Raw genomic sequence first — 12,333 nt, 5'->3', positions numbered from 1 at the left:
AAGGTTCTTTTGTTATTATGTTTCGACTCTACCAAAACTAACAGCTTGTAACAATTACCATTTCGGCGAGTTAGGCACAGAACGCACCAAGGGCGTATGATAGAGTAAATAGCTAATAAACAAAGCGTTTAAAATAACGCGAAGGAGTATGAATGAGTTCAGGTGGTGTACATTATTTCTTTGAAGGCTTTTCGCTTATAAAGACGAAAGGGCTAAAGCGTTTCGTGTTTGTGCCCCTCATTATAAACCTTGTTCTGTTTTCCGTTGCTTTTTATTTCCTGTTCGGCCAAATAGAAATGGGCATAGCCTATGTTATCGACCTTGTACCAGAATGGTTAGGCTGGATAAAAACGGCCATCAGTTTCTTCTTATGGCCTTTAGCGGTAATTAGCGTGTTACTCATTTTCGCACTTATATTTGGCACCTTGGCCAACTGGATTGCCGCGCCTTTCAACGGCGTGTTATCAGAAAAGGTTGAGCGCCATTTAACGGGCCAAGACTTGGGTGATGAAGGCGTTATGTCGTTGGTAAAAGACATTCCGCGCACTGTAGGCCGTGAATTGACTAAACTCATTTGGTATTTACCTCGCGCCATCGGTTTTTTATTGCTGTTCTTTTTCCTACCTATTATCGGTCAAGTGCTTTGGTTCTTATTTAACGCCTGGATGATGGCTATCCAGTATTGTGACTACCCTTATGATAACCACAAGGTAGATTTCACTCGAATGCGCTTGCACCTGGGCGAACACAAAGGAAAAGCAATGACCTTTGGTATGATGGTAAACGTGTTCTCGCTCATTCCCGTGGTGAACTTCATTGTTATGCCAGTAGCAATTTGTGGTGCCACATCTATGTGGGTAAGAGAGCTAAAGCCTACGCTTCGAGGGTAGGGAGAAATAACCCGTTGTAGTAGCTGTGAAGTTGGTTAATGAATAGAACTATGGCGTTATCGAAAAAGAGTGTGCGGCTGCTTATTTAGTGCCGGTAAATGCTTCGTACTCAGCTAGCCAGTGGGCCGCCTCTTTTCGATTGCCGCTATTGTGAAAAGCTTGGAAGAAATTCATTGAGATGGGCCGCTGCGCATTTTGCTTTTCAAGCTGTTGCTGCCAAAGCACCAGATATAAAGGCGGGATCACGCCGCTATCGTGGTGCTCCATAAACGTAATACGTCGGCTAGGTTTGTAGCTATTAAGCCCCAACACTGAACAGGTTTTAGCGCGAGCAATAATGGTTGCGGGGTCTATCGACAGCCAATTCTCTACCGTTTCATGTGGTGCATACCAATACTCAGTATCTACGACAACGTTGGGCGGTCTGAAGTCTTCAATTCCGTCTTCATCGCACAGTTTGTTTGCCATCCCCTTGCCAATGGGGTATTCGTCAGCAAAGCCAGCAAAATGGGCTAGTTCGTGCACAAATACTGAATAAGCGTCACTAATATCCAAATACATTACACCGTTTTGAACATTCGCTTTGCCCTGCTCGGCCACTACTACTGCATGGCTAAATTTACGCTTTTTGGCGATATTGGCTAACGGGGTTATATTGCAACCTAAGATGCCCGCCCTTTTATAGTTAGCGTCGCAATCCAGCACATCGGTTTTCAGCCAAATAGGCGGAGCTAAACAAATAGAAAGGTTTTTAAGGCGCGAATCATTGTTATATGACTGATAAAGTTCGTGCGCTCTCATAATGGTCGCCAAGCTTGTAGCGAAAGGTTGAACGCGCTGCAGGCAATTTGCTTTACCCTCCCAATTGAAAGTGCCAGATTGCCTTGTTGCTTGCGCCACTGAATAAGGAGAATAAAGTTTGATGGCCTCTAGCGCTTTCTCCGCCTGCTGATGGCCTTTTTTCGCCGCAAAATTAAAGTGCGACTTAGCTTCTGAGAATTCACCCTCGCCCCATAAAAGCCTTGCGTACTTAAACGCGCTTTGCATGTCTAAGGTTGCTGTAGCTGCCAGCAAAGGCTTAGCTAACTGCTGTTGACCGTGAAGTAGATACCAATCGGCCAGTGCAGCCTGTGCAGGCAAATAGTCTTGTGACGCTGCGCGTATCAGCCACTTTTCTCGCTTTTCTGGCGAATCGGTAGACATCGCGAAGGCTAGTTGTGCTTCCGCTACATCGCCAAGTGCTGCTAAGCGCATAAAACGCTCTGAAGCACCCTCTTCGCCTAAGATTTGGTACAACAGCCACGCAGCGTCGGCATTTTCTAGATTAACAAGCTTCTCCAGAAAATAGGTCGCTGTCTCTTGGTCAATGGAACCTTTAGAGGAAAAGCCGTTGTTATATGCGCTCTCGAATATCTCGAGCATGTGGGCTTGGGCAATGTCACTACCCTGCTTTGCAGCCAACCAAAGCAGCGCTAGCGCGTTATCTCGTGGATTGTTTTCAAAAGTAGTATCAGTTTTATTTGGGGCGATAGTATCAGACTGAACGCTATCAGATGTGCCAATTTCATCAACTTCTAACAAGCCACTATTTAATATTCCGCCATCTACGTTTGGGTGCGATGGTAATAGCACGCTAATTGCGTTAGAAATAAGTTGGGGGGCATAGCGCCCGCTATCGCCCGCAACAATAAGCAGTGCGAAGACTGCTAAAAATAAGCCTCGCATAATGCCTTGCGCTTACTCTTCGCTAGCTACATCGTTGCTAGCTTTATCACGCAAACGGTTTAGCTCCATTCTTGCGTAACGATGTTCTACGTAGTCGAACACGTTTGTACTTAGCGCAAGCTTGAAGTAATTAGATGCGATGCCGCTATTTCCGCGTAAAGAATGAAATTTACCTAAGTAAAAATACGCTTCACATAGACGGTCAGTTAGCGCTTTTTGGCTTTTAACACCGTTGAGCAATGAGTTAAGTACATCGTTTTCATCAACAGTACCTAGAAACAAATCCACCAGCGAAGTTGCCCAGTGATCGTTGTCTAGCGTAGGACGAATAGTCGCTAAGTAAGTTTGGCCTTCCATTTCTGACACATCGTAATGCGCGAAGTAAGACCACAGCGCACGAAACGGATCACTGTTATCTTTTTCAAAAAAGCGATTAAGGTCGCTAGTTGCAAGTTCTGCACGGCCACCGTAGTAAAGCGCGATGCCACGGTTTAAGAACGCGAAATCGTACTCAGGGTTAATTTCCAACGTAGAGTCAAATGCGTCGTAAGCCTGAATGAAGTCACTCTGCTGGATATAATGAATACCCATAGAGTTATAGGCTTCTGCTAGATCAGGCTTTAAATTAATGGCCTGGGTGTAATCGAACTGCGCTAAACCGGCAAGGCCCACACTGTCGTAAAGCATGCCTCGTTGAAAATGAAGCTCAGCTTTATCTTCATCTGAAAGCGCCGGGCTAGTTAGCACTTGATTATAACGCGCAATCGCCATCTCAGAACGAGGATTAATAGGTGCAGGCTCGGCTAGAAGCAAATTTCCCATTTGTGGTCTTTCTGAAACAGGGGGTGTTTGCGCACAACCGGTTAAAATAGCAGCGAATAGAGAAAAAAAGATGAGACTAACGTTTCTGCACATGGTAAAAAAGCATTCTATAAAAAAAGAAAAAACCGCCTGAGCATATAATATACGCTTGTCCGCGGCGCTAATGCCGCCAACCTTCTCGCATTTGATGATAAAAGTAAAGCGTATTGGGTGGTTAACACAGGTAGCTATGAAGAAAAATAATTTAGAACAACTATCACAACTTGCTTTTAACGCACAAAAAAATTCTCATTCACCCTATTCCAATTTTAAAGTTGGCGCGGCTGTACTTACCCCTAGTGGAGAGACCTTTGCAGGGTGTAACGTAGAAAGCGCGGCCTTCCCTTTAGGCCAATGTGCCGAAGCCACGGCCATCGGTAATATGGTTACGCAAGGTGAAAAACGCATTTCACACATTGTTATTGCCAGTCCGAACGATGAATTTTGTTTCCCGTGTGGCGGCTGTAGACAAAAAATTGCTGAATTTGCGCCAGATGAAACCCCGGTAACCATGGTTAGTCAAAGCGGAGAGAAGTTTGAAACCACAATTGGTGAATTACTCCCCAATGCCTTCAGGGCGCACGATTTAGACAAATAGGTTTATCAACCATACCTTGCAATAAACGAGGCTCAGGCAGTTTTCACCTCTACCAGCCTCGTTTTTGATATCTTATAAAGCAGTGGTGGCAAGGTTTATAGCCCGTTTGTGAAAAGGCGCTTTTGCAAAAGGTAGTACACTGTGTTGTACCAGAACTTGAGAATTAACGCATGGTAGAATTGCTGTTTGCATGTTGTTCCCCCTTTTTTCACTAAACGGAGGAACTTAATAAAAGGGGTGAAAATATTTATTGTTTTTCTACAATTGCTTTTGCAGTTTTTATAGCAAGCTTGGCAACCTTCTAATCATTATTTTCATCTTGGCGCTTATTCAGCTTCGCTGCTGCCACAAAACCAATAATAAAAATGGCGAAGATAACCACGCCTACCCAAATCAATACGTTAAAAAGAAAGTCCATGTCATTTCCTAATCACAGTTTTATGATTTAACTTTAACATTTATTTGACTGAGTAGGCGAATTAGATCATCCAGCCTATTTACTTCATAAACTATGTTATTGAGATTTTTCTATACCAATAGCCATTACAGACTGACCGTCTTTAATGGCTGGCATTTGATTAACCATCATAACCGTGCCATCAACAGGCGATTTGAGGGATTCAACTAAATTACCAAAATAGTCGGTGACCTTACCTATGTCTTGCCCAGTTGACACTTTTTCACCTATCTCCACCGAGGCCTTGAAAAAACCGGTTTTTGAGCTTTTAGGGTATTTAATGGTTTCGTAGATAATTGGCTCAGGGTGCGGTTTTGACTGTTCTGGCAACATCTTTAAAAAATACATAGCGTTCTTAGCCACCTCTAGCGCTTTCTCTACAGACTCTTCATCTGTTTGCGCTAAATGCCCTATTTCGGTAGTAAGACCAGGCTTTCCCCTTGTCATAGCTGTGTTAGGGTAAGAAATTGAATTGTTAGGATCTCTTGGGCGGTCGCCATACATAACAATATGCTGCATGCCAGTTGCTTTCGCGAACTCAAATGTTAAAGCGTCAAGTTCCTCGTCGCCAACAAAAGGAGAATACACATGATTCAATAACGTTTGGTTTGCACTGCCAGAATGCATGTCTATTAAAAAGTCAGCTTTGCCAATAAACTCTCTGGTTAGCAACTCAGCAATTTGTTCTGTCGGTGTGCCATCTGCGCTCCCTGGAAACTCCCTATTCAGGTTTTTCTCATCTTTAGGGTTTAACGCAATTCTATTTGCATGGAACCCATCTAAGTTTGCCAAGTGCAGTACAACCAACACACCGCTCATCTCGTTAGGATTAAGGTTTTGCTGAAGTTGTTGTAAGGCATACATAGACGGGAACTCATCACCATGAATGCCAGCGGTAAGTAGCAGTACTGGACCGTCTTCTTTTCCGTTAATAACGGTTACTGGCAGGGTAATATGCTTTTCAGTAGCAAGGTAGGACGCTTTTTCACCCGTTTGTGTGGTCACGCCCATCAATTCATAAGGTTCATTTGCGTTAGCATTAAGGCTTAACGCGGAACATAGGGAAACAAGAACACCGGCTAACGCTTTCTTTTTAAACGACATACTTAAAAACTCATTAGAAAATAACGCACTAGTAAGCCAGGACGTTTAAGGATAATCAATAATGAGTATTTTAAAGCACCTTTTAATTAAGCTTTTACCTAAGCCTGTTATCTAAAAGTTCCTGGACCGACTTTGGCAACGCATTACGGGCTTTACGTGTGATCTTAACTTCATTTTTTTGCCACAATATTCCTATATACACCACGCCTAAACCAATAGCCGTTAAAGCAACAGGAAAAAGCCAACTGTCTCTAAACACATTCGAGGCCAAATGCCCTAAATAGAAACAACTGCCTAACGCGCCAAATATCACAAATACTTTTCGAACCAATAATGCGCCTAGCCCAACCATGACAAGGTTTATACAAAGATAGAAAAACTTTGAAAGTTCGTTGTCTGAGTTTTGGCTAGTGAGCCCGCCCCAAAACGCAATAACGCCGAATAAATATAACCAAAATGCGTAGTCGGCAGTGTGCCTTGACCGTAAGTCAACCCAAAAAGCCAGTAAGGTCATAAAAATGCCGAAGTACATGGATACTTGTGCGCGGAATTCCCATGTGTATGAATTCCACATGTTGTCTTGGTCGATGATAAGCATGACAGCATCCATACTGATGTACCACAGTGTTACTGCTATAGGCATTATCAAAAATGGATACTTGTACCGCCAAGCTACTATCATGCCGGTCACCAATGTGCCAAGTTCCATGTACAACCACAGCCATTTAACGCGTGTATGCAACTGACGATAGACTGCATCGTTCTCGGGCCAAAGGCCAAGCCACTGTTGAAAACCGTAGATAGCAAGCGGTGTTAAACACACTACAAAGGTTGCACAAATACCGGCAGGAATAATAAGGTTTTTATTTGCTAAAGAGTTAGTAAGTTTTATCCCTACACCAGCGTAGAGCAATGATATGAAGATTATCCCCAGCCCCCCAAACTGTTCCCACCCTAAATTCATAAACAAAGTCATGGCGCCAATAGCGATAAGGCCGCCCAGATAATAAAGAATATGGGTAAAGGTAAAAGCGGGAGAATGCTGGCTTTCTGCCTGAAAGAAGTTATAGAGGTCAACGCCTTGCTGTTCAGAGATGATCTTCTTCGCTACTGCTTTTTGAATACTTGCTTTCGTTACTTCCATGTACTTCTCTGAATTAGCTTGTAGAAATTAGAACTTTTACTTTACTGGGTTATAAGTAAAAAGCCAGCCTAGAGAAGTTACAGAGTATTACTCGTCGCTTTTTCATAAGCCTTCTCAGATTTGTTCCACATTAAGTGGCCAAAAGCGATACCTGCAATGGGAAAAATGATCAAAGCAATGATTGGGCGTACCCAAATATTCTGTGATGGTTCAATAAACTCCATCAATATGGCCCAGAGGATAGCAGTAGGTACACCCCAACCTAAAACACCGTTTACTATAACGAAGCGCTGCTTTCCTTTCCTTCGCGTTTTTGCCCACTTTTCCATGTTCATTGTTATACCCTTTTGTAAAATTAAGCAATCAGCGCAAGGCAGACCAAGACAACGGCTAAGCTAACAAAACCAACAGCGAAAGTTCTTCCTTCGTCTCTACCCGCTCGCGGATATTTGCCAAAGGTTAGAAGCTTAAGCACCACATGGCCTGTACCAGTTATCACGAAGTCAATAATTGCGTCTACGACTATCCACTTTAGTATTCGAAGTATAAAGCGGCCCAGCGGTTCTAAAACGTCTTCCATAACTTTAATGCTCTTAATTGCTTTTATTAAATAGCGCTTTTGTTAAATAGTGCTTTTATTAAACAGTCGCTGTCTTTTAATGTTGTCGCTAACGAAGCACTTTAATCAGCCTATTCGTTCTTCTAACGGCAATACTATAAGCCAATTTCACCAATAAAAATTAAGGCCCACATAGCCAACACAGCGACAAAATTGATGGTAAACACCATACCACGCAATCTAATATTGTTGGTAAATATTTGAACAATGCTGTGCAACACTCTGCCAATTACAAATACCCAAGCCAAGTAGATTTGCACACTGTCTATTGGCTTATCCATTGCGATAAGCAATACACTGGCAATGTAAAAAATTATTGGCCACTCGAATTGATTGCTTAGGTTCGCACTGATTTTAGGCTGAATATTGCTGAAAGGGTTTGAACCATCTTTTCTTTGCCCCACTCCCCACACAACCGGTGCGCGAGCTATAGTGAGTAATGCGTAAAGTACAGTACAAAGAAATACATGCGTAAATAGTGGAAGTATTAAACTGGACATATTAATGAGCTACACGTTCACTTTATATTTCAAATCAAGGGCTTCATCACCTGTCATTCCACGGAAACCCCACTGATACTTTTCTTGTTCTTTAATCGTGATCTCGATATCTACAGGTGAAATTCCTAACTCTAGCTCAATTTGTTTAAACAACGCTTTTATAAGTGTCTTTTGCGTGTGTATTTCTCGCCCTTTCATCATGTTTATTTCGATAACTGTGTATGCCTCGGTTCTACCTTCAGGGTAAAAGAAGTCGTCTTTTGACAGCGGCACAAAGCGATGCGCTCTTTTATTTTCAGGTAAGCCTAAGACTGATTGCATACATGAATGAATAACATCTGATAGCTTGCGTTTTATTGGGTTTAATTGTTCGTCTATGCCATAGATTACGATCACGTTGCCGTCCTTTGCGTTTATTATATTGCTAACGGAGTTTTAGTTATTTTTCATACCCGTTCTACTTCGAGTATTTTATTTTTTCACTTTAACGCAGTTTAACCTCAAATATGATTTCACTTTCTTTTTCTATAGAACCATTTGGACCAAAAAGTATGCTGTAGTAACGCAAACGTTCATTTAACGCCTCTGCTATTAGCACTCCAGTTAATGCAGGTTGCGGCCAAATTGAATTGTGTGCAGAAATCATTTCGGACCACCTTCTGGTTAAAAGCTCTTTATAACCACCATTTTTCCATTCACCCGGTATATCACTCCACTCTGCACAAGTAATTAGCACTTTTAGCGGGGCTGAAAGGCAACATAACTTTCTCATTTCGTGCTCAGCGTCGAGCGCAACATTTTCCGACTCAATGAAAATCAGTGGAACATCTGTTCCATTTCTAGATTTTCGACAAAATGTATAGTCGATTTTGAAGAGCTCTTTTTTGTAATTTAAGCCCATTTTACGAGAAAGCGGCTCTAAAATAGTATCCTCATAAAGGCGAGTACGATTCCTCGATGTCTTCCAAGACTCATTGAATTGGGAAACAGGTAAAGCTTCTAAACTTTTAACGAAGGAAGATCTAAACTCATCCCAAAGTAAGTGCAGTGCCATTTAAATCCTTATGTTGAGTGCGAATAAGACAGGTATAAAATTTATAACTTTGTAGCGAAACAAGCCTGTCTTGTTTACTCATTTGTTTAGCTAACGCAATGGTACTAAAAGATGTTTGTTAGTGTTACGCTCACTCGGTAGTTACCTATTATTTTTAATTGGAAATTTACCTTTAATTGCAAACCAAATACCTGGAAAGCCAAAAGCGAAAAAGAATAATATCGCATTGAATAAAGATGGTTCAGATCTCTTGCCTGATATTAACTCACCATTTCCGAGTTGCCCTAGTAAATACCAAATAGATAACCCAAATACAGTTAACCCAATTACTCGTCCTAAGTAATTACGTAACTTTCCAGTAGTGATACACATTACAAAAATGGTTAAGCAGAAAGCACCAAACACATAAATTCCGATTGGCTTACTCATTTCTGGCGCAATTAAAATCATAACAACACCAAACAACCCTGCAATACTACCGAGTAATATTCTAGATAAAGGACTTAACCCTTTGTTTAGGACATATTGACCAGATTTGTACATACTTTCCCTGTAACCCTAATGCTCCATAAAGAAAGGACAATGCATGGCTATACTTAGCGAAGAATGAGCGCCAGCCATACTTTAAACAACTTTACTTAACATGCCAGGAATAACTTGAAAAATCGAAACTGTCCCCGAATACAAAAATGTGACTACACAAAAATGCCCGCCTTGTTTAGCCGCCTAAATAGCCGCGCCCAAACGACCTACCATTCAATATCTTTTGTCTGTAAACACACAAATAACCCCAGAATTGTTGTACATAATTTCATGGTTGAAATCACAGTACGCTGCGGCAGCATTTAATGGCAGCTGTTCATTGCCCCACCTTTGGGGCTTAAAATATGCGAGCTCTCCGCTAATGCATCTTTTCGCTTCTTGGTCTGTTGAATAAACACACATTTGCGATTGGTCGACGTGAGTCTTTTGGTCGCACCCATTCAAAAGAATAGAAAATATGGCTATGAATAGTAATTTCTTCATGAGACTTCCTTGTTTCGTTCTAGACGGTTTACTCGTGAATAAGGCGTGTATTAGTACTTGTACGCCATAAAGATGCCTGTCTTGATTAATCCGTATTTAGTTTTGCTCAAACGCCAAGCTAGGTTTCACTTATCATTTGAGTTTCAAAGCTTCGATTGCACGTTAGCGTTAGTTGAAAAAGAACATAGTTGTCGTTTTATTGTTTCTATTAGTAAATCGGGTGAGTCTACACCTAAGTATACGGCATGCTTACCATTTATAGGTGAATGTAGCTTTATTTTCACGTTAGGTACACCCGAGTAGTTAAACCGTTTTATGCCCTTAGCTCTCTTCACGAACGTTGTGTTCGTGCTGATATCAGAGATGTTTGAAAAAGTGATTGTAAACGGTTGAAACAACCCGTATCGAACAATGAGGTTATCTTTATAAATCGAAATGGGCCGTACTGCCACAGCTTTATATTCAGCATAGAAAAAAGCTAACCCAAATAGAGTAAAGGCCGAAGCTATGTTGGCAACTGAGCTAGACCAAATAAAATGTAGTAGCAGATGCACAAGCGGCAACTCGATCATCATGACCACAATGAAGCCCATCAAATTACTTTGCGCACCATCTTTTTTATAGTAGTAAAAATGCTGATTACCCAGATATGTACTGCTTTTAATGCGTGAAGCGAATAATGCGAAAGACCACATACGTCCCTCGAACTGAAGTAAGTTGCTAAGCAACGATGAGCCAAAGATACGTTCTATAGGTATTTGCAACGCTAAATCGGGGTCTTCTTTTTTAATAAGAAGTGCGCGAACTGCAACACTTACCGTTATTAAGGTACCTATTTCTAAAGCTAACAAAGCTCCGATAGCAAAGTAGCGGCCACTTTCAAGGTAGTAAAACATCACCTTGTTTTGTTCTGGAATAATAATGGCGCCAATAAAAATCGCACAACAACACAATACAATGGCTTTCAAAACCGCCTTTTGCTTGTCTGGCTCGTACAAAAAACACAGTACTGGCAGTACTAGTAATACGTCTAGCATAAACAACCACTCGTGCTTTTCATCACCATAGCCGTTGATAAAGTTCGAGGAGGAATAGTAAAACCACCACCAAAGAGATGCTAAACATAAGAAAGCTAGAGGGATAGAGCTTTTAAAGCGAGTGTTCATTGCACGGCTCTATAAAATCATGAAAATCGAGTAGATTAACAGCCAAAGAATCTGGCAGCCGTAACTTAGGCGTTGATAAAGCCCAGGTACAGTTTTTCGTTCAAGGGATTTGGCTAGTTTATAAGAAAAGAAAACGCAGCCTACAACGCTCAATACAGACAGAAGCCTCAGCGGCCAAGAATAGTAGCTAGAGAAGGTAACAATCAGCGGCGCCACGATAAACGAAATTAACATTATTAGCCCTGACCATGTATGGATTTTACAACTTTTCGAAGGTGTTGTTGTATATGGGTCGGCGTCCATTGGGAAGTAGCCACAAACCCAAGTACAAATGCCATGTATTATTGTCATTGCACCGATAACCATAGTTGGCATATGGTCTAAATGTGAGTTAATAAGGTAATACCCAAACAGAGTGAATAATAAGCCCAACGGGTAATTATTGATTGCAGGAGAGAGTTTCTGCGTTGGACTACCAAATGCGCCAAGTTCACTACAAAACTGCTTCGAATGGCTGTAGTTTGGATAGAATCGAGAAGCAATGTAAATACCCAAAACTATCCAAACCGATGCTGCTAACCCTGTAAAAGATAAAAGGCTATCCAAGTTAATGTCCTCCTTGATTTTATTGCGGTTACAGTAATTAAGCGAAGTCCCTATTCATAAGCCGAAAAACGTTTTAACTGGCTTGGTACGGGATATTTTGCGTTATCATTTTTTTATTGCCGCTATAGTTTTCATAAAACTGCTGGTGTGCAGTATAAGAAAACGTATCGTCTCTTTTTGTATATTGGGCAATCCAGTCTATCAACATGGGTAAATTATCATCTTGAGCTTGTTTGGTATCGTATTTATGGGGCTCCCAAGGTCTTGCTTTCGCGTTAGCAATACACAACTCGATGGGTAAATTCATAAATATAATTTCTGAAGACTGCCCCTCTACAAGCTTAAGCAGGTCTGTGTAACACCCTTCAATTACCCAAGTCTCATTAGAAGCGGTAAAAGCCCGTATCTCTTGGTCCGACTCTTTAATCGGTTTTCTTTCTGGCGGGCTAGTGGGTTTCCATGCAAGGGTATCGAGATCTAAATGTGCTAAACCGTGAGTTTCACCCAAACGGCGCGCTAGCGTAGATTTGCCAGAACCGGAATTTCCGAATATTAAAATTTTAGTCAAGGCGCTTTCCCTTAA

At 41.6% G+C, this 12,333-nt stretch carries 15 protein-coding genes; 2 read left to right on the top strand and 13 right to left on the bottom strand.

Annotation, left to right across the window (positions count from 1 at the left end):
• Positions 1-152: 152 nt before the first annotated feature.
• On the top strand, positions 153-890 hold the full coding sequence (cysZ, locus tag PCAR9_RS09405) for a sulfate transporter CysZ (RefSeq protein ID WP_179983373.1): 738 nt from the start codon (positions 153-155) through the stop codon (positions 888-890).
• 81 nt (positions 891-971) lie between these two features.
• Here the strand turns inward: cysZ and PCAR9_RS09400 are convergent, their stop codons facing one another.
• On the bottom strand, positions 972-2,615 hold the full coding sequence (locus tag PCAR9_RS09400; RefSeq protein ID WP_179983372.1) for an SEL1-like repeat protein: 1,644 nt from the start codon (positions 2,613-2,615) through the stop codon (positions 972-974).
• 12 nt (positions 2,616-2,627) lie between these two features.
• Positions 2,628-3,530: a lipoprotein NlpI gene (nlpI, locus tag PCAR9_RS09395; protein ID WP_179983371.1), complete on the bottom strand. Its 903-nt coding sequence runs from the start codon at positions 3,528-3,530 to the stop codon at positions 2,628-2,630.
• Positions 3,531-3,666: 136 nt separating this feature from the next.
• On the opposite strand from nlpI, the gene cdd reads away from it, so the two are divergent.
• Complete coding sequence (gene cdd / locus PCAR9_RS09390; protein WP_332066607.1) at positions 3,667-4,074, top strand: cytidine deaminase; 408 nt, start codon at positions 3,667-3,669, stop codon at positions 4,072-4,074.
• A 514-nt stretch (positions 4,075-4,588) separates the two neighbouring features.
• Here the strand turns inward: cdd and PCAR9_RS09385 are convergent.
• The 11 genes from PCAR9_RS09385 to PCAR9_RS09335 all read right to left on the bottom strand — a co-directional run bounded on the left by PCAR9_RS09385 (position 4,589) and on the right by PCAR9_RS09335 (position 12,318).
• The gene (locus PCAR9_RS09385; RefSeq protein WP_232091166.1) at positions 4,589-5,635 is read right to left on the bottom strand and encodes a succinylglutamate desuccinylase/aspartoacylase family protein; all 1,047 of its coding nucleotides are present in this window, start codon (positions 5,633-5,635) and stop codon (positions 4,589-4,591) included.
• A 94-nt stretch (positions 5,636-5,729) separates the two neighbouring features.
• Positions 5,730-6,779 (bottom strand): DUF2157 domain-containing protein, encoded by a 1,050-nt coding sequence (locus PCAR9_RS09380; RefSeq protein WP_179983369.1) that lies wholly within the window; start codon positions 6,777-6,779, stop codon positions 5,730-5,732.
• Positions 6,780-6,856: 77 nt separating this feature from the next.
• The gene (locus PCAR9_RS09375) at positions 6,857-7,114 is read right to left on the bottom strand and encodes a hypothetical protein (protein WP_179983368.1); all 258 of its coding nucleotides are present in this window, start codon (positions 7,112-7,114) and stop codon (positions 6,857-6,859) included.
• Positions 7,115-7,134: 20 nt separating this feature from the next.
• A complete protein-coding gene (locus tag PCAR9_RS09370) occupies positions 7,135-7,359 on the bottom strand; it encodes a hypothetical protein (protein ID WP_179983367.1) in 225 nt (74 codons plus the stop codon).
• A 134-nt stretch (positions 7,360-7,493) separates the two neighbouring features.
• Positions 7,494-7,898 (bottom strand): MAPEG family protein, encoded by a 405-nt coding sequence (locus PCAR9_RS09365; protein WP_179983366.1) that lies wholly within the window; start codon positions 7,896-7,898, stop codon positions 7,494-7,496.
• A gap of 9 nt (positions 7,899-7,907) precedes the next feature.
• Positions 7,908-8,294, bottom strand: coding sequence for a tautomerase family protein (locus tag PCAR9_RS09360; protein WP_179983365.1), 387 nt, complete (start codon positions 8,292-8,294; stop codon positions 7,908-7,910).
• An 88-nt stretch (positions 8,295-8,382) separates the two neighbouring features.
• On the bottom strand, positions 8,383-8,952 hold the full coding sequence (locus PCAR9_RS09355; RefSeq protein ID WP_179983364.1) for a hypothetical protein: 570 nt from the start codon (positions 8,950-8,952) through the stop codon (positions 8,383-8,385).
• Positions 8,953-9,093: 141 nt separating this feature from the next.
• Positions 9,094-9,495 carry a hypothetical protein gene (locus PCAR9_RS09350; protein WP_179983363.1) on the bottom strand — a complete coding sequence of 134 codons (402 nt, stop codon included), beginning with the start codon at positions 9,493-9,495 and terminating at the stop codon, positions 9,094-9,096.
• Between the two features lie 626 nt (positions 9,496-10,121).
• Positions 10,122-11,144: a hypothetical protein gene (locus PCAR9_RS09345; protein ID WP_179983362.1), complete on the bottom strand. Its 1,023-nt coding sequence runs from the start codon at positions 11,142-11,144 to the stop codon at positions 10,122-10,124.
• A gap of 9 nt (positions 11,145-11,153) precedes the next feature.
• Positions 11,154-11,750 (bottom strand): DUF998 domain-containing protein, encoded by a 597-nt coding sequence (locus PCAR9_RS09340; RefSeq protein WP_179983361.1) that lies wholly within the window; start codon positions 11,748-11,750, stop codon positions 11,154-11,156.
• Positions 11,751-11,823: 73 nt separating this feature from the next.
• Entirely contained in the window at positions 11,824-12,318 is a 495-nt protein-coding gene (locus PCAR9_RS09335) for an AAA family ATPase (RefSeq protein WP_179983360.1), read from the bottom strand.
• Between the last annotated feature and the right edge of the window lie 15 nt (positions 12,319-12,333).

Origin of the sequence: Alteromonas macleodii (assembly GCF_903772925.1) — a bacterium.
GTDB classification, from domain to species: Bacteria; Pseudomonadota; Gammaproteobacteria; order Enterobacterales; family Alteromonadaceae; genus Alteromonas; species Alteromonas macleodii_A.
The sequence above is the reverse complement of the archived record's forward strand: the minus strand, read 5'-3'. Positions and strand labels throughout refer to the sequence as shown.